Origin of the sequence: Marinobacterium sp. xm-d-564 (assembly GCF_013283345.1) — a bacterium.
Classification (GTDB): domain Bacteria; phylum Pseudomonadota; class Gammaproteobacteria; order Pseudomonadales; family Balneatricaceae; genus Marinobacterium_E.
On sequence record NZ_WBYO01000003.1, the window covers coordinates 247,682 to 271,888 of the forward strand.

Here is a 24,207-nt window from a genome sequence, read left to right on the forward strand (position 1 = left end):
GCTTCGCGTAAAACGCATTGGAGATAAGAACAGATGAGCGAAAACATCCTAAACGTAACTGACGCAAGTTTCGAAGAGGACGTCCTAAAGGCTGAAGGTCCAGTACTGGTTGATTACTGGGCAGAGTGGTGTGGCCCTTGTAAGATGATTGCACCGGTCCTAGAAGAAGTTGCGACTGAGTACGCGGGTCGTTTGAAAGTGTGTAAGTTGAACATCGACGAAAACGCTGAAACCGCTCCTAAGTTTGGTATTCGTGGTATTCCAACACTGATGATCTTCAAAGGCGGCAACGTTGAAGCAACCAAAGTTGGCGCACTGTCTAAGTCGCAGCTAACGGCGTTTGTTGACGCAAACATCTAAATATTAGGTAAAAGGCGGGATATCCCGCCTTTTCTTTGTCTATTGGCTAGACAGCACCACCAACTGGTTATATATTAACTCCGTTGGTTGATTTCTGACCAACCCAAATAATCTTCTTCTAATTTCAATCATTCCTGTCTCGCGGCTCTCGTCGTGCACGACACTATTCATAACGAAAAAATGAACCTTACCGAACTCAAACTAAAAAGCATGCCTGAACTGCTCGATATCGCAGCAGAAATGGGCCTAGATAACCTTGCTCGTTCTCGTAAACAAGATGTCATCTTCTCGATCCTTAAGAAGCACGCCCGCAGTGGTGAAGATATTTACGGTGACGGTGTTCTTGAAATCCTACAGGATGGCTTCGGCTTCCTTCGTTCAGCGGACTCCTCTTACCTAGCTGGACCTGATGATATTTATGTATCGCCAAGCCAGATTCGTCGTTTCAATCTGCGCACGGGTGACACCATTGCCGGAAAGATCCGCCCACCGAAAGACAGTGAGCGTTACTTCGCACTGCTTAAAGTGGCTGAGATCAACTACGACAAGCCTGAAAATGCCAAGAACAAAATTCTGTTTGAGAACCTTACGCCACTCTTCGCTCAAAAGCGTCTGCGTATGGAGATCGGTAACGGTAGTACAGAAGATATTACCGCTCGTGTCTTAGACCTAGTGACTCCGGTTGGTAAAGGTCAGCGTGCATTGGTGGTTTCTCCACCTAAAGCCGGTAAGACACTGATGCTACAGAACATTGCTAATAGCATCACACGTAACAACCCAGAGTGTTACCTGATTGTTCTTCTGATTGATGAACGTCCGGAAGAGGTAACCGACATGCAGCGTACGGTGCGTGGTGAAGTGGTTGCTTCTACCTTTGATGAGCCGCCATCACGCCACGTACAAGTGGCTGAAATGGTGCTAGAGAAAGCGAAGCGTCTAACCGAGCACAAGAAAGACGTTGTCATTCTACTTGATTCGATTACCCGTCTAGCCCGTGCCTACAACACGGTTGTGCCTTCTTCGGGTAAAGTACTGACCGGTGGTGTCGATGCGCATGCACTTGAGCGTCCTAAGCGTTTCTTTGGTGCGGCACGTAACATCGAAGAGGGTGGTAGCTTGACGATCATTGCTACGGCTCTGGTTGATACGGGCTCTAAGATGGATGAAGTCATCTTTGAGGAGTTCAAAGGTACTGGTAACGCCGAAGTTCACCTGGATCGTCGCGTTGCTGAGAAGCGTGTCTTCCCTGCGATCAACATTCGTCGTTCAGGTACGCGTCGTGAAGATCTTCTTACAACAGAAGAAGAGCTCCAACGTATGTGGATTCTGCGTAAGCTGTTGGATCCAATGGAAGATGCGGCCGCAACTGAATTTGTCATCGATAAACTGAAGGACTTCAAGACCAACGAAGAGTTCTTCCTTTCGATGAAGCGTAAGTAATCAATCTGAGCGTTTATTTGGCTTAGTATTGAAACAGGGCGAGCATTTACCACTCGCCCTTTTTTGTTTTTGCCGAGGATTGTATGGCGACACCTAAGTACAGAGATCTGCGTGATTTTATTAGCCAGCTGGAAGCTCGTGGTGAGCTTAAGCGAATAACGCATCCTGTCGACCCCAATTTAGAGATGACAGAAATCTGTGACCGCACGTTAAAAGCCGGTGGTCCAGCACTGCTGTTTGAAAACCCGGTTGGTTATGACATGCCGGTATTAGGCAACCTGTTTGGTACACCTGATCGCGTTGCACTGGGCATGGGGGAAGAGTCCGTTTCGGCACTGCGCGATGTCGGTAAATTGCTGGCGCAACTTAAAGAGCCTGAACCACCCAAGGGCTTTAAAGATGCACTGGACAAAATACCGCTCTACAAACAAGTGCTGAATATGGGGCCTAAGGTAGTCAAAAAGGCGCCCTGTCAGGAAGTGGTACTTGAGGGTGATGCTGTCGATTTGGATCTGATTCCGATTCAAACCTGCTGGCCAGGTGATGCTGGTCCTTTGGTGACCTGGCCATTGGTCATTACTCGCGGCCCAAACAAAAAGCGTCAAAACCTAGGTATCTACCGTCAGCAGAAAATTGCTAAGAACAAACTGATCATGCGCTGGCTGTCGCATCGCGGTGGTGCGTTGGATTTTCTTGAGTGGAAGCAACAGCATCCAGGCGAGCCGTTCCCGGTTGCGGTGGCTTTGGGTGCGGATCCGGCGACCATTCTGGGCGCTGTGACACCGGTTCCCGATACTCTGTCCGAGTACGCTTTTGCTGGACTGTTACGGGGTGGGAAAACGGAAGTGACGTCCTGTATTGGTAGCGACCTGCAGGTGCCTGCTAGTGCAGAAATCGTATTAGAGGGTTACATCTACCCTGACGAAATGGCGGACGAAGGTCCGTTTGGTGACCACACCGGCTACTACAACGAGGTCGACAGTTTTCCCGTCTTTACGGTGGAACGCATCACGAAACGTGCTGATGCGATCTATCACAGTACTTACACGGGCCGTCCACCGGATGAACCGGCTGTTCTGGGCGTTGCATTGAACGAGGTGTTTGTACCGATTCTGCAGAAGCAGTTCCCAGAAATTGTCGATTTTTACTTGCCACCAGAAGGATGCTCTTACCGTATGGCGGTTGTCAGTATGAAGAAGCAGTACCCGGGTCATGCTAAGCGTGTGATGCTGGGGGTATGGTCCTTCTTGCGTCAATTCATGTACACCAAATTTGTTGTCGTTGTGGATGAAGACGTGAACACTCGTGACTGGCAGGATGTCATCTGGGCCATTACTACGCGTATGGATCCGGCTCGGGATACGGTGATGATTGAGAATACCCCGATCGACTATTTGGACTTTGCATCCCCTGTGTCTGGGTTGGGTTCCAAAATGGGATTGGATGCGACCAATAAGTGGCAGGGCGAAACGGATCGTGAATGGGGAGAGCCCATTACCATGGATGAGTCGGTGAAACGTCGAGTAGATGATATCTGGGCTGATCTTGGAATCGACGACTAAGTCCCCACTATTTAGTTACCTGACTAGAGTAAATTGTTAATTCACGCATCGCGTGGACTGTTATTTGGAGAGTGAACGTGGCAAGGAAAGTTACGACGATTTTATCGGCTGATCTGTTAAATAGGGATGTTTACCGTATCCGCCTTTTGCTTCCTGAGTCTGAGCAAGCGGGCGCTGAATTTAAAGCGGGACAGTATCTAGATATCTGCCTGCCAGACGGGAAAAAAGCTTCATTCTCTATTGCCTCGGCACCCGAGGCAGGTCGTGAATTAGAACTTCACATTCGCCATATGCCTGACAGTGAGTTTAACGATTCGATTGTCCAACATCTGCTGCATCAACCGAGCGTTGAAGTGGAGTTGGCGATGGGCGACTGCACCATCAATCTAGATGAGCTCAATGACGATCAGCCCATCATCTTTGCTGCCGCAAGTACCGGTTTTTCACAGGTGAAAAGCATTGTTGAGCACCTGATCGCCAGAGCGCGCAAAAATCCGATCCATGTCTATTGGGGTGCCCGGGTTGAAGAGGATATGTACCTCGAAGCGTTGCCGAAGAGCTGGGCAGAGCACCACGCCAACATTCACTTTATTCCTGTCGTTAGTGAACCAGATAAGAGCCCGGGTTGGAGTGGACGTACGGGCTTACTACCAGCGGCCATTGTGGAAGATGTTGACGACCTGACAAAAGCAGAGGTGTTCGCATGCGGATCGCCGGCAATGGTGTATGCACTGTTGGATGCTTTAGAAGAGCAGGGCTTTACTCAGAGTCAGATGAAATCTGACGTGTTTGCCTACGCTCCGCGTCCTTAATCATTAAATTCACCTATGACCCCTGCTATTGATGCTGCCAAAAAGGCAAAAATATCCTTCAATACGCATCAGTATGAACATGCACCCGGGGCCGCTTACGGCCTCGAAGCTGCAGATAAGTTAGCCCTCGACCCAGGTCAGGTTTTTAAAACTTTGATGCTTGAGACTGACCGAGGCCCAAATGCGCTAGCGGTCGCAGTCATACCAGTAGCAGCAACGTTGGATCTCAAAGCCGCAGCCAAAGCGCTAAAACAGAAAAAAGTATCGATGGCGGATCCTCAGGTTGCTCAGCGCTTAACCGGCTACTTGGTTGGAGGGATCAGTCCACTGGGGCAGAAGCGAGTTTTTGCTACCTTAATTGATCAGAGTGCCGAGTCTTTGAAGACTTTGTATGTCAGCGCTGGCAGACGTGGACTTGAGATTGAGTTGGCACCAACTGACCTGTTGAGAGTCACACAAGGTCAGTTTGCAGCGATTGCTAAGTTTAAAAATTAATTAGTTTGGGTCGTTTTAATTCCTAAACTCCTAACCCTTCAAACAGCACTAACGCCTCTGGATTAGCCAGTGACTCTCTATTTTTAACCGGCTCGCCAACCAGCACGTTGCGTACTGCTATCTCAACGATTTTTCCGCTTTTGGTTCTCGGGATGTCCGTAACCGCTTTGATGATACCGGGTACATGTCTCGGCGTGGTGTTGTTGCGGATGGTGCGTTTTATCTCGGCCACTAGGTCGTCGGTGAGTTCCAGGCCGTCTGCGAGCACGACATAGAGCGCTACCACGACATCATCCTCTTTGGGTAACCCGACGCAGATGCTATCGGTGATTCCCGCGACCTTTTCGACTTGACGGTAGATCTCGGCTGTACCGATTCGGACACCGCCTGGATTCAATACCGCGTCAGAGCGACCGTGGATGATCACGCCCTTTCGTTTTGTCAGTTCAGCGTAATCACCGTGCGCCCAGATGTTATCGAAGCGTTCAAAGTAGGCTGCTTTGTAACGTTCACCCTGCGGATCATTCCAAAAACCGATGGGGCGGCTAGGGAAGGGGGCTGTACACACCAATTCACCCTTCTCCTCGAGCAAAGAGTTGCCTTCATCGTCATAAATATCAACGGCCATACCTAAGCCTCTGGCCTGTAACTCGCCTGAGTAGACGGGGAGGGTCGGCACACCCAACGCAAAGCATGAGACGATGTCGGTTCCGCCTGAGATAGAGGCCAGATGAAGGTCTTGTTTAACTGAGTCATAGATAAACTCGAAACTTTCCGGTGAGAGTGGCGATCCGGTCGAGAGTATCGATCTAAGCTGAGCAAAGCTGTGGTGCTGATTGGGTAAGTAACCGGCATTCTGAATCGCGGCTATGTACTTGGCGCTGGTGCCGAAGGCAGTGATCTCCTCTTGCTCCACGATGTCCCACAGTGCCGAGGCAGTCGGGTGGAAAGGGGAGCCATCAAACAGAACGAGTGAAGCACCAACTGCTAAACCAGATGCCATCCAGTTCCACATCATCCAACCGCAGGTTGTGAAGTACATTAACCGGCTGTCAGGGCCTAAGTCTGTATGTAGGGCTAGCTCTTTCATGTGCTGGAGCAGTGTTCCGCCAGCGCCATGCACGATGCATTTAGGAACTCCTGTCGTGCCCGATGAGTAGAGGATGTAGAGCGGGTGATCAAAAGGGAGTTCAACAAAATCGATGTCGCCGGCTTGGTCGTCCAGTGCCTCTGACCAAGGCTGTGCTCCCTTGATCCCCGTTAGATCGGGTGAATCATTCAGAAACGGGTAGACCACGACCCCTTCTACACTGGGAATGCGATCAACGATCTCCGGTAGTTTGTCGAGGTTGTTAATCTGTTTGCCTGCGTAGTGGTAGCCATCTACCGTAAAGATCAGTTTCGGTTCAACTTGCCCAAACCGGTCGACGATGCCATTGACACCAAAGTCAGGTGAGCAGGAGGTCCAAACCGCTCCCAGTGCTGTGGTGGCCAACATCGCAATGATCGCCTCTGGCGCATTGGGTAGGTAACCTGCAACACGATCGCCGGCGCCGATATTCATCTTTTTCAGGTAGCCCTGTACCGATGCAACCTGCTGAAAGAGCTCTGCATAGGTCAGCGTTCTGCGTTTGCCATTCTCACCCCGAAAAATGATCGCAATGCTGTCATCGCGACGTTTTAATAGATGCTTGGCAAAGTTGAGCTTGGCCCCTTCAAACCAACGGGCGTCACGAATTCCAATCCCGGTTTGTAGAACCTCTTGTGCTGGCTGACTGAACTCAATATCGAGAAACTGGCACACCGAGCCCCAAAACTGATCGGGCTGATCGATACTCCACTGCCACAGATCATCATAAGTCGACAGTGCCAGTGAGCACTGGTCGTTCACGCGGTTTTGGAATTCGGTTAAGCGTGCAGCTGCAATGCGTTGATTACTTGGCTGCCATAGCAGTTTAGACATGAGGTTACCTAGGGTTAAGACACTATAAGAACCTTAAGTTAAGGCGTTCATTCACTCAAGCGGAAAAACAGCGGAATTCACTTCGCGAAACCGTTGATGTGCGCAATAAAAAAGGCACCCTGAGGTGCCTTTGATCCTTGGATCTGAACTTAGTTCTGCTCAACAAAGATGTTGGAGAAGAAGTCGGCCAATTCGTCGGTTGCCGATAGTGGCAGTACGTGTGCGATGTACTGGTCTGGACGAACGACGATCATACAGCCTTGCTCACGATCGATACCGCGCATATCGAAGATGTCGCCATTACCTTTATGATCAACACAGAAGACTTTCTCATGATCCTGGATACCCAGCTTGCCCTTCTTAGGAATCAGTAGAGAAGGCATTTTATCGTAATCCAAGTCGTAGAATGTCTGCTGGAATACAGCGCGAACATCAATGACTGAATCGATGTCAGCACCTGACTTGGTGTACTTAACAACCGGTGAGTTGCTGTCGTTCTCTAACCAGTCCGCTAGCGTATGAATGGCAGAGCTTGAGCTGGTGTCGTTTTTGCCTGCAAATGCGTAGATTCTCCAACGAGCATCGGCCTGAGCTGCGTGACCAAGTTGCATGTGCTTAGCATCTGATAGGCGTAGAACCGGCGCTGAGTGGAAACGACGTCCAATCTCTTCTCCTGTTGCTAGTGCTTGGTAAGTTTGTGCACCGGTTAGAATTGATTCATCATATTTAACGGCCAGACCGCCGGTGAACTCCAGATTCTCTTTGAAGGCACGAACGAAACGAGGCTCATCGCCTTTATCCAGTTCAGACGTACCAGGAGGTGCCGACATGATGCGCGCCCACTCGTGGTCGGTCTCAACAAGACGTTTCGCTTCTGTCCAACGCTCTTTAGAGTAAGTGTGTAGTAGAGATGCGTCTGATTGACCAGTCAGTACGTGGACTAACTTCCAGCCTAGGTTGAAGGTATCTTGCATTGATACGTTCATACCCTGACCCGCTTTCGGGCTGTGCGTGTGACAGGCATCGCCCGCAGTGAATACGCGAGGGTTGCGAGTTGCACGCTCTTCATCAGTCACATCATCGAAACGGTCCGTCATGCGGTGACCAATCTCGTAAACAGACCACCAAACAACCTCTTTCACATCGATGCTGTATGGGTGCATGATGCGGTTAGCCGCTGCGATCGTGTCATCCGATGTGAACTTGCGGTTGGCAACGCGCTCATCTTCTTTTAGTTTATCCAGCTCCACGTACATACGGAACATGTAACCACCTTCACGAGGAAGGATCAGTACGTTGCCCTCAGTGGCAGAGGTGATCAAACATTTCTGGCGAACATCAGGGAAATCTGTGTTAGCTAGGATGTCCATTACACCCCAAGCCTGGTGAGCAGCATCGCCGTGCAGCTCGCCACCAATGGCGGTACGAACGTTAGATCGTGCACCGTCACAGCCGACCACGTAGTTAGCGCGAACAATCTTCTTCTGGCCTTTGTTTACACCGGTGTTCACCAGAGTCACTGTCACTGGGTATTCATCAAGAGATGGGTTTACTTCCAACGTCTCTACCGACCAGTTGTAATCTGGTTGCATACGCGTCGGTGAGTTATCCATCACCTCAAGGAACCACTGGTGGATGCGTGACTGGTTAACAATGATGTGAGGCATTTCAGATGAGTCATCAGCAACATCCTGTACACGGCCAATGCGTTGGATATTCTTTGGATTTTCTGGGTCTGGCATCCAGAAGTTGGTCTGGTTTACCCAGTAAGCTTCACGCTTAACGGCATCGGCAAAACCAAAGGCTTGGAACATCTCCATGGTACGCGTGTTGATACCATCGGCTTTACCTTTTTGGATATTCATTGGGCTTGGTTCAACGATCATCGTGCTGATCTCGGGGAACTGAGAGAGCTGAGCCGCCAGACAGAGGCCTGCAGGGCCTGTACCTGCAATCAGTACATCGACTTTTTCAGGAAGAATGGCATTAGGTGCGAATTCGCGACGGTTAGGTGCAGCATTTTTGCGATCTGGGTTACCACCACGGAAACCATCTTCGTAATATTGCATCACTAGACTCCTTATTATCTTCTGTCTCTTAGTGCGGCTCAGAGAACCTTGTTAGTAAGTATGCTTACTATTTGTGCTCATAGTGTAACCAAAGTTTTATGTGGTTGTAAACTAGTAAGTATACAAACTAGTTCTTTTCAAATAGGATGGAACAAACAGTAAAAAGTGTTGGAGAACGAGTTGTCCTACTACGAGATGCCTGGTCACCTGATACGTCGCTTAAGTCAGCAGTCGAATCAGGTGTTTCAAGATGAGATGAAGCGTATCGGTGCCGATGTCACGTCGGTGCAATTTGCCTCAATGCAGGCAATAGAGTTGCATGGCGAGATGGAGCAGTCACAGATCGCGCAGTCGATTCACTACGACAAAGCGACGATTGGAGGCGTGATTGATCGACTCGAAAAACGTGGTTGGGTAGAGCGTAAATCAAACCCCAAAGATCGACGCGCTAAATTGGTGACGCTAACCAAAGAAGGGCGTAAGGCTCTGGAGGAGATCACCCCGGTGGTTAAGGCGTTACAGGATCAAGTGGTAGCCAATTTAAGCGATGACGAGCGCGCTCTGTTTATCAAATTGGCGCAAAAGGTTGTCTCTTAATATGTTTTGACTACTGAAGTCTATGAGTGAGGATCGCCTAACGGCACTAAGCAGTCATAAGAAGCTTAATTGCGTGATACTAAGTAAGCCCCTGCTGCGACCATTATTGAGCCTGCACTTCTGTTAAGCCGCTTTACTGACAGTTCAGATTTAAAAAACTTCCGTGCTTTAGCTGCAAAAACAGCAATTCCCATTAAGCCAATCATTAACGCTATTAAAGTTAGAAAAGCAGCAAGTGCTATATCACTTAAATCTAGAGCATTTAAATCCATAAACGTTGGTAAGAATGCGATGTAAAAAAGAATAACTTTAGGGTTGGATGCGGATATTAAAAAGCCCTGCACAAAACTCAAAAGACCACCTGAAGTTGATGAATCGGAATCTACGGAATCCAAATCAAGCGGGGCATTCCACATCTTCCAGCCAAGATAGATTAAGTAGACAGCTCCAACTACACGGATAACTGTAAACACTTCGCCCCAGTGAGTTGCCAGTGCCGCAAGCCCGATGCATGCAGCTATTAGATAGAGAATGTCACTAATCGTCATACCGAGTGCTAAAAAAAGACATGAACGTGAGCCAGATACCAATGCTCTAGCTAAAATTGCAAATACTCCTGGGCCAGGTGTTACCCCAAAGACCAAAACAGCCAAGAAGAATGAAAGAGAGCTTTCTAGAGTCATCTTTCTACCGATTAAATGTCACAATATTTAATGATGTGGTTTAAAACAAAGAACTGCAAGTAAACGATTAAATGTGGGCTTTGGGTCGTCTTTGAACACTCAGTTAAGCTTCGCTTTACGGCACATAGCCGCCGTTCACAGTTGATGGGCTAGCTAATTAAGATATCAATCAATTTGAGGGATAATTGATTGCCACTAGCTACTAAATCGAAGCTCTTATCACTCAATCCCCATCGTACAGCCTGCCCCTGTATTAATGATGTTAAATATTTGGCTACATCAGGCACTGTAATTCCCGATTGGTCACGACCAATGAGCGCCTCTTCAATCAGAGTGGAGAGATGGCTATCAAACACAAACAGTGTTTCTCTGATAATCGTTCGCAGCTCTTCATTCTCCGTGTTTAACTCACGTGAAAAGAGAATCAAGGGCAAAGCTGGTGTATTTTGAATAAGTTCAAGCTGGCAATGGACTAATCGAGCAACTCGCTGTTTGGCATCCACCTCCTTGGATAGGAGTAAATTTTCAGCCCATGCGCTCTTCAGTCCATCAGTGACTTTGCGTATTGCTGCTACCCACAACTCATCTTTATTTTTGAAATGGCGGAAAACCGTTCCCTGAGTGACTCCAATTCGCGCTGCGATATCACTGGTAGTAAGGCGGTCTGGTCCTATTTCATAAGCCAACTCTAGAAGTGCATTGATAAGTTCATCTTTGCGCTTTGATGCGGACATTCTTTTTAGCAAAACGTTTTCTCTTGTAAGTAATTAAATACTAACATAACATTAGAACTATCTAATTAATAGTTTAAGGACCCAAAACCATGTCCGATCAATTACGCTGGTATAGCAAAACTCAAATCGTACTCCATTGGAGTACAGTAGCCCTTGTTATAGCTCAATACGTGCTTCATGACTCTATTGTAAACGCTTGGGAACTCATCCAATCAGGCAAGTCTGTTTCATTTGATCCGCTAGTGCTATCACACGTAGCTGGCGGTATCTTTATAGCAGCAATTGTACTCATACGATTGCGTTTGAGGTCAATAAGCACCCATGAAACAAAAGACTTACTCGGCAACAGATTATCAAACATAGCGCATAAGCTTCTCTATGCAATTTTACTGATGATGGTACTTAGCGGTGGAATGGCATGGTTCTTCAATATTGACGCTGCGGCCAATGCACACAACCTTTTTAAGGTATTACTTTTAATAACAGTTCTTGGGCATGTTTTAGCTGCTCTTTACCATCATTTCATAATGAAAGATGGTTTATTGAATCGAATGTTTCTTGCAAGGAAGTAACAAGATGCAGTGGACTCGTTACTTAAAGTTTGGAATTCCTATTGTTGTGGGAATTGCTGGAACTGCATTACTACTCAACGGCGTCAAACCACCAGAAAAGAGCGCATCGTTAATAGAAATCAAAGCGGTTAAATACCTAGTTGTTCAGCCCGAGGAAGCATTCTCAGAGATGTCGATTTCGGGAACAATTGAGGCAAGCGACAAATGGTCGGCTGTTGCACAGGTTAAAGGGGAAATTTACCGATCAAATGACTCAATCGTTGAAGGGCTTTGGGTTGACGCTGGTGATGTCATTCTCAAGATAGATCCTTTGGACTATGAGCTTGCTATTTCTCAAATTAGTGCTGAGTTGACTGGTATTGAGTACGAGCTTTCACTTCTGAATGCCGAGGCAGAAAACACGCAACGGATCTTAGATTTAGAGCAGCGACAGCTTACATATGCAAAAGCGGATCTAGATCGAATCCAAAAGCTATATGCCAGCGGATCCGCAACACGTAAGCAATTAGATGATGTCCAAAGAGCCACTCTGACTTCAGAGAAGGTCGTTACAGACATTAATAATGGCTTGTTGCTTGTAGAACCTAAAAAGCAGAAGCTGCTAGCTCAAAAGCAAGCGTTAAGTATCTCACTAGACCGTGCACATAGGGATTTAGCTCGAACAGATATTGTCGCGCCTTACCCACTTAGGATCTCTAAGCTTCTTGTTGAAGACTATCAGGCTGTTAACGTTGGGCAGCCTTTAATTGAAGGGGTGGGTGTTAAATCAGCCAATGTTACTGCACAAGCAAACATCGATAAGTTCAGAGATTTAATTGGTCTCAATACGCCACCTTCCACTCTGAATAATGAATTTGTAACTCAAACCTTAAATCAATTGGTTTCTGCCGAAGTGCGAACAGTTGGGAGCGTAAGCGAATCTTGGAAGGCAGAGATAATATCTGTTCGTACTGAGCTGGATAACCGAGCAAGAACCCTTCAAATCGTAGTAAGGGTGGATGATCCATATTCGAGCCATTCCACTGCACAGAATTTCCCACTGTTACCAAATCAACCAATTGAGTTGGTTTTTAAAACGATTCAGCCCTCAAGCGTCATTACAATTCCATTATCTGCGGTTCACCAAGATCAGGTTCTTTTGCTAAATAAAGAGAATGAAATTGAGTTTCGAGAAGTTCAGCTTGGTCTCATGCAAGAGAACCAAGTGAAAATTACTCGCGGGCTCAAGGCAGGCGACAGATTGATACTCGACTCTCTGATAACTGCAATACCAGGACAAAAGTTTACTGGGATTGAGGTGGCGAAATGATCAGATGGTTTGCATCCCATCCCACTTCAGCTAATTTACTGCTGTTAGTGTTTATAGCAGTTGGATCGTTTTCAGCACCGACCCTTCTACGAGAGACTTTTCCAGACTTTCGCCCTGTCGAAGCGGAAGTATCTGTTGTTTATCGTGGCGCAACACCTTCCGATGTTGAAAAGAAAATATGTGAACCCCTATGGGATGCCGTTCAATCGGTTGAATCACTGAGTGAATTTGTCTGTACAGCACAAAACAATTTAGCCCACGCTGTAGCGACAATGCAGCCAAGTGGGGATGCCGTTAGATTTGTCAGCAATCTAAGAACTGAAATCTCGGCAATTGATTCATTTCCATTATTAGCGGAAGCTCCCATTATTCGTGAACTTCATCGCACAGATCTTGTGGCTTCTGTCGCTGTATCTGGTGAGCTACCACTGGAACAACTTGATCACTACTCAAAGATTCTACAAGACAAGTTAGCTTCACTCGATACTGTAGCGAAAGTCATTCGTTCTGGTGTAGGGGAGAGAACCTGGTCAATACAGGCTGATCCTCGTGTTTTGAAAGAGTACGGTTTAACAACCTCCTCTATCGCCAATGCACTTAAACAACACAGCATTAATGTTCCTGCTGGAACTCTTGAAGGAGAAAGCGGTGAATACAACATCAGATTTGACTCCGAAGCGCTATCTAAGAATGCCCTATTCAACCTACCCATTATCACCTTAACCAATGGTGCTGTGATCAATCTGAGTGATATCGCTAGCGTAGAGGAGCATTATGAGCCAGCGAGTAACGCAGCCTATTTAGATGGCGTTCCTGTCATCCTACTTGAAGTACACAAACCCCTGGATGCTGACGCTTTAAGATCTCTCGACGACCTAACAAATACGGTGAAAGCCGAGCAAAGCAGAGGTATTGGCTCGATTCACCTTGAAGTCGTTCAGGATGTAACTTCAATTATACGAGATCGATTAACAATGCTGGTTCAAAACGGCGTCGTTGGTCTAGTCCTTGTTGTACTCGTAATGAGCCTATTCTTCCGACCAGCTTATGCAGCATGGGCAGCAATGGGATTGCCTGTAGCGTTTCTAGGCGCCTTTGCATGGATGTCATTGACTGGTGAAAGTTTAAATATGATCACCGTAGTTGCGTTACTTATGGCTATAGGGATTGTTATGGATGATTCGATTGTATTATCCGACTCCATAGCAGTGCATTCTCATGGTAACGTGACTTTGAATTCAGTAGTTCAGGGCGTTGTAGCGGTTGCTCCAGGTGTAGTCTCTTCATTCCTTACAACTGTTTCTGTATTTTTGCCGTTATCATTTTTAGCAGGTGAGCTTGGCGCTGTACTTGAGGTACTTCCAGTCGTTCTTTTAGCTGCGTTAACAGCAAGCCTAGTTGAGGCTTTTTTCATACTTCCTCACCACCTAAAACAAAGCCTAACTAAATCGAATTATTCGCCCAACAAATTCAAAGTCCGCTTCGAAGAGATCTTTAATTCATTTAAAGAGCGGGGCGTTGGCAGGCTAGCAGACTGGGCTATTGATCATCGCTGGCTAGTTGTTGGAGTCGCTGTTGGATTATTGATCCTTACTATTGGAGCCCTAGGTTCAGGCGTAGTGAAGCGGGAAGCAATGCCTGAAATTGATGGTGATGTAATTGAAGCACGAATTTTACTACCCATGGGGGTATCGCTCGGTAGAACTGAGGAAGCTGTCCGCCAGGTGGAAGAAGCCCTTGCGCGTGTGAATATCGAGCTAAAGTCTAAACAACCGCAACAACAGGACCTTGTGAAACGTGTGATAACTCGATTCGGAAGAAATTTATCTGTTGGAGAGAGCGGAAGTCATGTGGCTACGGTTTCAGCGGATCTATTATCTGCAGAGATTCGAGCTACAACGCTCGATGAACTCATTGAAATATGGAAACGTGAAATTGGGGTATTACCAGGCATCACATCCCTAATTATTACAGAGCCTGGTATTGGTCCGCAGGGTATAGCCGTAGAGCTAAGACTTTTCCATGAGGATTTGAATTTGCTTTCGAAGGCTTCGCAAGAGCTATTAAGTGAAGTAGAGAAGTACAATGGCGTATTAAACTCCAAACATGATCTAAATGTTGGCAAGCCTCAACTTGGCATGCAGATAACTTCTGACGGACAAGCTTTAGGCTTAACGCCATTAGCTATTGCTAATCAGTTGCGAGGAGCGTTTCTTGGCGAAACCCTTGATGATATTCGCGTTGGTGAACTCCAATACGCGATTGAAGTGAAGTTTGCAGATAACAGCACACAAGACATCAACGATCTGTTGGCTTTTGAGCTACAACTGAGTGATGGATCAACAGTTCTCTTACCTAATGTTGTCCAGCTTTATGAAACTAGAGAGTGGAGTTCAGTTACTCAACGAAATGGGGCAAGATCTGTAACAATTCAAGCGGATGTGGATGGCCGTATAGCCAATGCTGATGCCATTACTGCAGACATAAAGAAAAACCTGTTACCTAATATTCAATCAGAATACTCGGGTATTACGTTTGAAATAGCAGGGCAAGCAGCGAATTCGGCTGAAACTGTCGCCTCTATTCTTCGTGGCTTCTTGATCGGAATCGTGGGTGTATATCTGATTCTTTCATTCCAATTTAGGAGCTATGTTGAACCCTTTATAGTGCTTTTAACTATCCCAATGGCTTTTCTTGGTGTTGTATGGGGACACTATTTAATGGGTTACAACATATCTATGCCATCCCTTGTCGGTGCAGCTTCACTCTCGGGTATCGTTGTAAACAATGCAATATTGTTAATCGGTGTCATCAAAGAGAGAGCATCTGATACCAAGTCAGTAATAGAAGCCGCCAGCGAAGCCGTTCGCTCTAGATTTCGTCCTATTTTTGTTTCAGTTTCAACGACCATAATGGGAATGGCTCCATTACTCACGGAAACATCGACTCAAGCGCAAACCCTTAAACCATTGGTGATCTCTGTTGTGTTCGGTTTGCTAGCATCTACAGTATTGGTCATGATTGTTGTGCCTTCACTGTATGCAATTGTTAATGAGCTGAAATCTAAGTCATCGACAAACTAAGAGAGTATTTGTGGCGCTAATACAAATTGACGGGTCTATAACTGACGAACAAAACACAAAGAAGCTCCACCCTGCTTTTTTAAACGCAGCTTTCAGGCCATTCTTCTTGCTTGGTGCTGCGTTTGGTGCATTAAGCATACCCGCTTGGGCACTTAGCTTTCTGGGTTTAATTGAATTGAACCTATATGGCGGTGCCTATGCGTGGCACCTACATGAAATGCTATTCGGTTTTTTTCCAGCAATCATGGTTGGGTTTCTCCTAACTGCTGTTCAAACCTGGACAAAGCGAAAATGCATTGAAGGATGGTGGTTAGCTGCTCTTGTACTGACATGGCTTCTAGGTCGTATAACACTTGCCTTTCAACCCGCCTTTTTTCGTGATTACACAATCGTTATAGATCTTCTCTTCTTGCCTGCCTGTGCTGGCTTTTTAGCGCGCCCGATACTGCAAGCCAAGATGTGGAGGAATCTCTTTTTTGTACCTATCCTACTTGTGATGGCGATGATGAATGCTGTCTTTCATTTTTCATTGTCGAGTGAGTCTATCGTTGATATCACCACTATTTCGCACGCCATGGTCATCCTTGCAGCGCTAGTAATGAGCATAATGGGGGGGCGAGTCTTTCCCATGTTCACAGCCAACGGAACAAAGACACCTCGGGTTAACTCGATTGGGTGGTTAGAGCAACTTTCGATTCTAAGCATTGTGATTGTGTTTATTACAACTTTGGCTCAAAACTTTGTACCGATCACTCTTAGCATTGCTGTTCTATTCGTGGCAGGGATTTCAAATCTATTTAGGGCTTTGCGATGGAGGCTATGGGTGACGTTGCAGGTCCCACTAGTATGGTCCTTACATCTTAGTTACTTAGCTATGAGTCTAGGTTTTATTCTACTCGCCTTGGCGAAAATGAATTTGATACCAAGTGTTTCATTTGGTTTTCATTCGATCACGGTTGGCGGGATGGGACTTATGATCTTATCGATGATATCGAGAGTTTCATTAGGGCATACTGGACGACTTATTAAGGCTAATGTTTGGGTTACTTGTTCCTTATTAGCCCTTAGTTTTGCTGCGATTGACCGCGTCACAGGGTCATTACTCGGCATGGAATATTCAATAGTTATAGCGTCATCAGCTCTACTTTGGAGTATAGGCTTTTTGATTTTTGTGTTTGCCTATACCAAAATCTTATTCACTGAAAACATGTCACGATAATGCTGAAATGACCTTTGAAACGTGGAGTGTAAATTTAACTTGAGTGTCTCAAATGGGTCGTGAGTAGCCGTCTGCGTTGTGCCGATAAGAAACAAAAAGGAGAGCTACTGCTCTCCTTCGTTGGTTTTAAATGCAATCAGTTAGCATTCAGCTTTAGCCAGATATCTTCTTTTCCCCGGCTGCGACACACTGGAATATTAGAGTGTTGATGGTCATAGGGCCAACGCCGCCTGGGACAGGAGTCAAAGCAGCAACACGACTCTCTAGTGGTGCAAGTTCGATATCACCCACACCGCCTGGGTGGTAGCCAGCATCGACAACGATGGCGCCATCTTTGATCCACTCTGCTTTAATGAATTCTGGGCGGCCAACCGCACCCACGACGATATCAGCCTGTTTGATAATGTCGGCTAGTCCTTGGGTGCGTGAGTGACAGATGGTCACAGTCGCATCAGCGTTTAACAGCATCATGCCCATCGGCTTGCCTAGAATAGGGCTGCGACCAACTACGACAGCGTTCTTACCTGAAAGCGGAATGTCATAAGCGTCTAGAAGACGCATAATGCCTTGTGGAGTTGCGGAGCCGTAGGCCTCTTCCTGCATCGCCATGCGACCGAAGCCAAGACAGGTGACACCGTCTACGTCTTTTTCTAGAGCGATGGCATCGAAACAGGCACGCTCATCAATCTGTTCTGGAACTGGGTGCTGAAGCAGGATGCCGTGACAGTTTGGATTACTGTTCAGCTCTTGGATTTTCTCTAACAGCTCTTCGGTGGTGGTCTCTGCACCCATCTCAACCGTGATTGATTCCATGCCGATACGTTTGCAGGCATTCTGCTTCATGCGCACGTAGGTTGCTGACGCTGGGTCAGCGCCTACCAAAATAGTGGCTAATGCAGGCGTTTGACCGCCGCTTTTCGCTTTAAGGTTTTCAACGCGTGTAGCGAGTTCAGCTTCGGTTTTTTTAGCAACGGCGCTGCCATCAAGAATCAGTGTGGTCATGGTTTTCCTGTGGTTGGGGTCTAGCAAATTGAATTGTGCGGATTCTATCACTACTGATCGAATTTTGCTCGATCAGCTCTCTCATTTAGGGCTTTTGCGGGTGATCTTATCAAGCATGCCCATTGCCACTGCTGAGATAACAAAGGTTAGATGAATGACGACGTACCAGAGCAGTTTATCGTTATCGATGTTGCTCGCATTCATAAAGACCTTAAGTAAGTGGATTGAAGAGATGGCAACAATGGAGGCGGCGACTTTGTTCTTCAGAGAGTTGGTATCGAGTGTGCCAAGCCATTCGAGCTTTTCTGTCGATTCACGAATATCGAGGCGCGAGACAAAGTTTTCATAGCTTGTAAACATGACCATGACGATCAATCCCGAGACTAACGCGATATCAATAAGAGAGAGAATGATCAAAATGAGATCAGCCTCTGGTAGAACCGTCACATCGGTCAGGACGTGTATCACTTCTTGGAAAAACTTAATGGCCAATGCGACCAGGGCTAAGCTAAGTCCTAAGTAAATGGGCGCTAAAATCCAGCGAGTTGAATACATCAAGCGCTCAATAAAACGTTCAGCCACGGTGCAATCCTTAATGAGTTAAATGGTGTCGTGTCGTGCGATCCGCTTCCGACGGAGTTGGCAGTTGAAGCGGTGCGTTCTTGGAACTCAACAGTTGAGCCGCTTCGCGCTGTTCACCCAGCTGTAGGTAGAGCTCGGTTAGTTCGATCAACGTCTGTGCCTGATGGTTGAGTTCGAGTGATTTTCTGTAGTGCGTTAACGCGGCTCCCCATAACTGAGCGCGACGAGATAGACGTGCCAGAACCAGTTCTACCGCCGCATTGTCAGGCTGCTGTTTTAACCAGCCTTTAGCCGTTTTGATCATGGAATCTGGATCATCACAGGGCAGTTCGCTGAAGCGAACCGCTAGATCGTTATCCCAGTGTTTAGCTAACCACTTAATGATCTGCGAGCAGGCATCTGCTGTTTCGTTTAGGGCGGTTAGCTGGCCAATGTAAGCGCGGCGAACTTCTGGATCTTGTTGTGCTTCGTAACTCAGATCTTCCCAACACTGATCTAGCGCAGTACGAGACGTCTCTTCTAGATTGTTCAATTTAGAGAGAGCGGCTGTGCGTCTTAAAGTTTGTATGTCGCTGCTGTTTAAAACCTTGCGCTTTTGCAGGCTCGGTAGCATTGGCAGTAGCGCGTTCCAATCGCGTTTCGCACTCAGTAACGCCGCTTTTTCACGATCTACAGCGGTTGAGTTTGAGCGCTCTTTTGCAAGTCTGCTGAGCAGTTCGCCAGCCCTCTCATGGTGACCTGATTTAACGTCAAAACGTACCTGCTCGAGTTGAAGGCGTAACTCTGACTCAGGTGACTCTTTAGCCGCTTTGATAAGAATGCGGTGCGCCTCTTTTTCATCCCCTTGCTCTGCCGCGCATCGAGCCGCTTCTAAATAGAATAGGGCAGGAGTTCGACTGAGTTCTGCAGCTTGGATAAACAGGCGGCGAGCTTTCCATAGGTCACCATCCAGTTCCGCTTCCAGCGCTTGATTGGATTTTGTGCCGGCTTTTCTATCACCGCGCGCTTCGCTCCAGCGGCGGAGCTTCTCGGCAGGTGAGCGCCAATTCGAGAATAGATTGAATAGCCAGTGGGTCAATGTGAACAGCAGAACCACCGCGATCAGAAGCACCCACAGACTGGTCTCAATGGAGACCTGTTGGTAGGCAATCAAGACATATCCACTGTCTTTCATCATGGCCTGCCCGACCCAAGCACCTACTAATAGCAGGAGTGAGAGTAGGATTAAAAAGCGTCTCATTACTCTGCCTCCCTGCGCAGGTTAGCCATCTCTTTTTGATGCTGCTGCAGAGCCTTCAATGATCCCGAGATGTCCGGAATCGTTGGCGACACATTCAAGGTTGTCAGTTCCGCTAGGGATTGGATTAGAACACTGGTTGTGTAGTTATCCTTATCAAAGTACTGCATCAACAGAGACTGCGCGCGTGACAAGCTGGTTGTGAATATAGACTGCTGTTGACGTAATAGCGCCAGTTGCGCCTGTTCTAACAACATCTGGATATTTTGGCGAAGGTAGTGACCTTGATCCGGTGATAGGATCGGCTCTACTGGTTGATCGTGTCGTTGAATAACGATCAGTGACTCAAGTTTGCTGATCGCTTTGGCAAAACCGCTGGTGATGTTCTGCTGTGTATCGGCATCAACCTGTTCAGTAATAACATTGTCGATCAGCTCAGGCAGTTGGCGTTGTTGCTCTAAGGTCAGTGTGGGTAAGTCTTTACTGCGCTCAATTAGTGCTGCAACTCGTAAGTAAGTGCCCTCTATGTCCAAATTGGGTACTGATTCGAGTTTAGAGATATCACTGGCAAGGCTTTGGCGCAGTGGGTAGAGGCTGACATCATCCAACTCTTTAAGAATGGTGTCGGTACTGCGCAAGAGGGCCAGCGCACCTTCGGCGCGGTTCTCCATTAAGATGCGTTGGTTCGCCAAGCGTAATAGATACTCAGCCTCAGCTAGGCGCCAGTCACTCTCTGATCGTTCACGACCGGCTTCGACCTGTTTGATGGCATCACTTAGGCGTTCTTGTAGAGTGGCGATTTCGGCCGTTTGTGCCACTTTTTCTGCTTGGATCTGTTGGAAGCTCTCAGTCAGCTCGGCAACTGCTGCATTGGCATCATTGACCGCTGCAGTGGCTTCCAGCTGTTGAGCGGCACTGCGCTGATTAAAGCTCTCTTCGAGTTGGGTGAGTTTTTGCTGGGCCAGGTAACCGCCAGCACCAACCGCCCCTAGAGCAACCAAGCTGATGATCGTCGCTAAGATTGCTGACGCGCTTTTTTTGGCTGGGCCAGTCTCTTTTACATCTGAGGCCTCTGTCAATTCGGAGCTATCTTCAGCCTGCTCGCTGGCCGTCTCTTCTGCCTTTGACTCGACAACTTCAGCTTCGAGAATCTCGGCATCTTCTACTTGATCGGTTTGATTCTCTTTATCGGAGTGACTCATCGCTCTATTCCTTTATTGAAATCGCTGCTCTAAGGCCGCGATCATGGCACTGTCATCAGCACCCTCTGCGACTGTGATATCGGTAAAACCTAAGGTATTTCCCAGATCGGCAACACGCTGACTGGGAACAAAAATGGGTGTATCAGCAAACATGCCCCACTCATCGGCAAGCTTCGCTAAATGCTCTAACGCTTCGCCACTACTAATGAGTATAGCGCCTGGTGCCTGTTTAAAACATTCTGAAAGTTCAGCGTCACTGTATTCAGGCATTTGACGTTGATAGAGACTGATCGTTTCGACCTTTGCACCGCGCTCGGCTAGGGTCTCTTCTAGAAGTGTTCTACCGCCTACGCCTTTGAATATTAGGATTCGTTCTCCAGAGGGTTGTGCAAATGCAGGCAGTGTTAAAAGGGCTTCAGAATCGAGCCCTTCATTAGTATTGGCATAAATCTCATAACTGGCCAGTTCATCAGCCGTCCCTTTGCCGATGGCGTGCCACTGAACCCCAATAGGCAGTTGAGGCCAGAGTTGATCGAGTAGGTCAATGGCAATTCTGGCCGCATTTCGGCTGACAACGATGACGTGTTGATAGAGGTCGAGATCCAGTAGTTTGCTTTGCAGACCAGGGGTGGATGGGTTCTCTAGATCTTCAGGAATGATCTCTAGAAGTGGCAGTGGGATAGGCGTAAAGCCTCTCTCTTTCAAGGCAGACGTTAGCGCGCCCTGCATGGCTGCCGGGCGCGTGGTTAGTACGCTGGGTTTAGCCGCGCTCGGCATACACCTGCTCTAGAATCTCACCAGCACCTGCTTCAAGGAGCTTTTCAGCTAACTCAATTCCCAAGGCTTCGGCACTCTCTTTATGACCACGAATCTCATCGCGCAATACCAGTGTGCCATCAGGGCGACCTACAAGACCACGTAACCAGATTTGATCGCCTTCCAGTTCGGCATAGCAACCGATTGGAACCTGACAGCCGCCCTCTAGGCGTTTGTTCATAGCGCGTTCGGCAATGACACGAGCCGCCGTTTCGTCGTGGTTCAGTGGTGCTAACAGAGCCTGAGTCTCTAGATCATCCATTCGACACTCGATACCGACTGCGCCTTGGCCACCCGCGGGAAGACTCTCGGTAGAGTCGATTTGATGTTTAATGCGATCTTTCAGCTCAAGGCGAATCAGTCCGGCTGATGCAAGGATAATGGCGTCATATTCACCGGCATCGAGTTTTCCAAGGCGGGTCTGAACATTGCCACGCAAGGTTTTGATCTCTAAATCAGGACGGCGTTCACGCAGTTGCACCTCGCGACGAAGCGATGAGGTACCCACCACAGCCCCCTGCGGCAGTTCATCAAAGTGGTTGTAAGTATTGCTGACAAACGCATCCGTTGGTGTTTCTCGCTCACAGATAACAGACAATCCTAGCCCCTCTGGAAACTCCATCGGTACATCTTTCATTGAATGCACGGCGATATCAGCGCGTCCTTCCAGCATGGAGACTTCTAACTCTTTAACGAACAGGCCTTTGCCGCCGATTTTGGCGAGAGGGGTATCCAAAATCTTATCGCCGCGGGTCACCATAGTAACTAGCTCAACGTTAAGATCGGAATGTAGCTCTTCAAGACGGGCTTTTACGAATTCTGCTTGCCATAAAGCGAGTAAGCTCTGGCGAGTCGCAATGCGGAGTGTGCGTGACATGAAACTTCCAAATAGAGATCTTTTTTTCGAATTTTCTAAGTGTATCAGATGTCTCTACTAAATTGAGCGTCCGGACGGGTTATTAGATCGGCTGAGAGTGCTATAATCGCGCCACTATTTTATGCGGTGTCATCCACCGAGACAGTTTCAAGAGAGGTAAATGAGATGAGTGATCAAACGAACCAGCAGTGGGGTGGTCGTTTTAGTGAGGCAACCGATGCGTTTGTGGCTCGATTCACAGCCTCTGTTGATTTTGATCAGCGTCTCTATCGCCAAGACATTCAGGGCTCTATTGCGCATGCACGCATGCTGACCAAAGTGGGTGTTCTGACTGAAGATGAGCGCGATGCAATCATTAAAGGTCTGGGTGAGATTCGCATTGAGATTGAACGTGGTGAGTTCGAATGGTCTGTTGCACTGGAAGATGTGCACATGAACATTGAAGCGGCACTGACTAAGAAGATTGGCATTACCGGTAAAAAGCTGCATACCGGACGTTCGCGTAACGACCAAGTAGCGACCGATATCCGCCTCTACATGCGTGATGAGATTGACCAGATACTGTCTGAAATCACGCGTCTGCAAGCGGGTCTTTTGGATCTGGCTGAGCGCAATGCTGACACAATCATGCCTGGCTTCACTCACCTGCAAACGGCACAACCTGTTACCTTTGGTCACCACCTGTTGGCCTGGTACGAGATGCTTTGTCGTGATTACGAGCGTTTTGCGGATTGTCGTAAGCGTGTCAATGTGATGCCACTCGGTGCCGCGGCTTTGGCCGGTACGACCTACCCAATCGATCGTCACTACACTGCAGAGCTTCTAGATTTTACGATGCCAGCTCGCAACTCATTAGATGCTGTGTCAGATCGTGATTTCGCGATTGAATTCTGTGCTGCTTCAAGCGTGTTGCTGATGCACATGACTCGTATGTCAGAAGAGTTGGTGCTTTGGACCTCTGCACAGTTCAACTTTATCAATCTTCCAGATCGCTTCTGCACCGGCTCTTCAATCATGCCACAGAAGAAGAACCCAGACGTGCCTGAGCTGGTACGTGGTAAATCGGGCCGTGTTTACGGACATCTGATGTCGTTGCTGACGTTGATGAAGTCACAACCGCTGGCGTACAACAAAGACAACCAAGAGGATAAAGAGCCTTTGTTTGATGCTGTCGATACGGTTCAAGGCTGTCTGCGCGCGTTTGGTGATATGGTGCCTGCGATTGAGGCTCGTCCTGAAGAGATGCGCGAAGCGGCTCGCCGTGGTTTCTCTACCGCAACGGACTTGGCTGACTACCTAGTGCGTGCAGGTGTTGCCTTTCGTGATGCCCATGAAATCGTTGGGCTGTCGGTGGCTTATGGTATTAAAACAGGCAAAGATCTATCCGATATGACTCTTGAAGAGCTACGTCAGTTCTCAGATCAGATTCATGAAGATGTCTTCGAAGTGCTAACCCTCGAGGGCTCGGTGGCCGCTCGTGACCATATTGGCGGTACGGCACCTAACCAAGTTCGATTGGCGGTTGCGGCGGGTCGAAACGAGTTGGCGCAACGCGCTGAGTAATATTCGGCTATCCTAAGCAAAAAAAACTGC

The 24,207-nt window shown here is 47.7% G+C and carries 21 protein-coding genes; 11 read left to right on the forward strand and 10 right to left on the reverse strand.

Annotated elements, in window-relative coordinates:
* The first annotated feature begins 33 nt into the window (after positions 1-33).
* From trxA to ybaK, 5 genes are all read left to right on the forward strand, one after another.
* Entirely contained in the window at positions 34-360 is a 327-nt protein-coding gene (gene trxA, locus XMD564_RS05225) for a thioredoxin TrxA (protein ID WP_173481753.1), read from the forward strand.
* Positions 361-540: 180 nt separating this feature from the next.
* Positions 541-1,800 (forward strand): transcription termination factor Rho, encoded by a 1,260-nt coding sequence (gene rho, locus XMD564_RS05230; protein ID WP_173481811.1) that lies wholly within the window; start codon positions 541-543, stop codon positions 1,798-1,800.
* Positions 1,801-1,883: 83 nt separating this feature from the next.
* Complete coding sequence (ubiD, locus tag XMD564_RS05235) at positions 1,884-3,362, forward strand: 4-hydroxy-3-polyprenylbenzoate decarboxylase (protein ID WP_173494634.1); 1,479 nt, start codon at positions 1,884-1,886, stop codon at positions 3,360-3,362.
* A 77-nt stretch (positions 3,363-3,439) separates the two neighbouring features.
* Entirely contained in the window at positions 3,440-4,174 is a 735-nt protein-coding gene (locus XMD564_RS05240) for an NAD(P)H-flavin reductase (RefSeq protein ID WP_371731531.1), read from the forward strand.
* Positions 4,175-4,189: 15 nt separating this feature from the next.
* The gene (gene ybaK / locus XMD564_RS05245) at positions 4,190-4,669 is read left to right on the forward strand and encodes a Cys-tRNA(Pro) deacylase (RefSeq protein ID WP_173481756.1); all 480 of its coding nucleotides are present in this window, start codon (positions 4,190-4,192) and stop codon (positions 4,667-4,669) included.
* 22 nt (positions 4,670-4,691) lie between these two features.
* Here the strand turns inward: ybaK and XMD564_RS05250 are convergent, their stop codons facing one another.
* Both XMD564_RS05250 and XMD564_RS05255 read right to left on the reverse strand, forming a co-directional pair.
* Entirely contained in the window at positions 4,692-6,632 is a 1,941-nt protein-coding gene (locus XMD564_RS05250; RefSeq protein ID WP_173495326.1) for an acetoacetate--CoA ligase, read from the reverse strand.
* A gap of 149 nt (positions 6,633-6,781) precedes the next feature.
* Positions 6,782-8,701, reverse strand: a complete 1,920-nt coding sequence (locus XMD564_RS05255) for an FAD-dependent monooxygenase (RefSeq protein ID WP_173481758.1) — start codon at positions 8,699-8,701, stop codon at positions 6,782-6,784.
* A gap of 180 nt (positions 8,702-8,881) precedes the next feature.
* Between XMD564_RS05255 and XMD564_RS05260 the strand changes: the two genes are divergently transcribed.
* Entirely contained in the window at positions 8,882-9,298 is a 417-nt protein-coding gene (locus tag XMD564_RS05260; protein ID WP_254443635.1) for a MarR family winged helix-turn-helix transcriptional regulator, read from the forward strand.
* 65 nt (positions 9,299-9,363) lie between these two features.
* On the opposite strand, the gene XMD564_RS05265 is transcribed toward XMD564_RS05260, so the two are convergent.
* Positions 9,364-9,981 (reverse strand): LysE family translocator, encoded by a 618-nt coding sequence (locus XMD564_RS05265; protein ID WP_173507957.1) that lies wholly within the window; start codon positions 9,979-9,981, stop codon positions 9,364-9,366.
* 149 nt (positions 9,982-10,130) lie between these two features.
* Positions 10,131-10,715, reverse strand: coding sequence for a TetR/AcrR family transcriptional regulator (locus tag XMD564_RS05270; protein ID WP_173507958.1), 585 nt, complete (start codon positions 10,713-10,715; stop codon positions 10,131-10,133).
* A gap of 89 nt (positions 10,716-10,804) precedes the next feature.
* On the opposite strand from XMD564_RS05270, the gene XMD564_RS05275 reads away from it, so the two are divergent.
* Genes XMD564_RS05275 through XMD564_RS05290 form a run of 4 tightly spaced genes read left to right on the forward strand, consistent with a single transcriptional unit; the run spans position 10,805 to position 16,898 of the window.
* The gene (locus XMD564_RS05275; protein WP_173498301.1) at positions 10,805-11,287 is read left to right on the forward strand and encodes a cytochrome b; all 483 of its coding nucleotides are present in this window, start codon (positions 10,805-10,807) and stop codon (positions 11,285-11,287) included.
* A gap of 4 nt (positions 11,288-11,291) precedes the next feature.
* Positions 11,292-12,596, forward strand: a complete 1,305-nt coding sequence (locus XMD564_RS05280; protein WP_173507959.1) for an efflux RND transporter periplasmic adaptor subunit — start codon at positions 11,292-11,294, stop codon at positions 12,594-12,596.
* A complete protein-coding gene (locus tag XMD564_RS05285; protein WP_173506872.1) occupies positions 12,593-15,679 on the forward strand; it encodes an efflux RND transporter permease subunit in 3,087 nt (1,028 codons plus the stop codon). The genes XMD564_RS05280 and XMD564_RS05285 overlap by 4 nt, the downstream gene beginning before the upstream one ends.
* A 10-nt stretch (positions 15,680-15,689) precedes the next feature.
* A complete protein-coding gene (locus XMD564_RS05290; RefSeq protein WP_217364274.1) occupies positions 15,690-16,898 on the forward strand; it encodes an NnrS family protein in 1,209 nt (402 codons plus the stop codon).
* A gap of 153 nt (positions 16,899-17,051) precedes the next feature.
* On the opposite strand, the gene folD is transcribed toward XMD564_RS05290, so the two are convergent.
* The 6 genes from folD to hemC form a co-directional block, all read right to left on the reverse strand.
* Positions 17,052-17,900, reverse strand: a complete 849-nt coding sequence (gene folD / locus XMD564_RS05295) for a bifunctional methylenetetrahydrofolate dehydrogenase/methenyltetrahydrofolate cyclohydrolase FolD (RefSeq protein WP_173481763.1) — start codon at positions 17,898-17,900, stop codon at positions 17,052-17,054.
* Between the two features lie 81 nt (positions 17,901-17,981).
* Positions 17,982-18,482 carry a TIGR00645 family protein gene (locus XMD564_RS05300; RefSeq protein WP_173481764.1) on the reverse strand — a complete coding sequence of 167 codons (501 nt, stop codon included), beginning with the start codon at positions 18,480-18,482 and terminating at the stop codon, positions 17,982-17,984.
* 10 nt (positions 18,483-18,492) lie between these two features.
* The gene (locus XMD564_RS05305) at positions 18,493-19,722 is read right to left on the reverse strand and encodes a heme biosynthesis HemY N-terminal domain-containing protein (RefSeq protein WP_173481765.1); all 1,230 of its coding nucleotides are present in this window, start codon (positions 19,720-19,722) and stop codon (positions 18,493-18,495) included.
* Complete coding sequence (locus tag XMD564_RS05310; protein ID WP_173507960.1) at positions 19,722-20,921, reverse strand: uroporphyrinogen-III C-methyltransferase; 1,200 nt, start codon at positions 20,919-20,921, stop codon at positions 19,722-19,724. Before XMD564_RS05310 ends, XMD564_RS05305 begins: the two co-directional genes overlap by 1 nt.
* Positions 20,922-20,933: 12 nt before the next feature.
* A complete protein-coding gene (locus XMD564_RS05315; RefSeq protein WP_173484093.1) occupies positions 20,934-21,698 on the reverse strand; it encodes a uroporphyrinogen-III synthase in 765 nt (254 codons plus the stop codon).
* Positions 21,682-22,614: a hydroxymethylbilane synthase gene (gene hemC, locus XMD564_RS05320; RefSeq protein ID WP_173484092.1), complete on the reverse strand. Its 933-nt coding sequence runs from the start codon at positions 22,612-22,614 to the stop codon at positions 21,682-21,684. Before hemC ends, XMD564_RS05315 begins: the two co-directional genes overlap by 17 nt.
* A gap of 165 nt (positions 22,615-22,779) precedes the next feature.
* Between hemC and argH the strand changes: the two genes are divergently transcribed.
* Positions 22,780-24,177, forward strand: a complete 1,398-nt coding sequence (gene argH, locus XMD564_RS05325) for an argininosuccinate lyase (protein ID WP_173481769.1) — start codon at positions 22,780-22,782, stop codon at positions 24,175-24,177.
* Positions 24,178-24,207 lie beyond the last annotated feature (30 nt).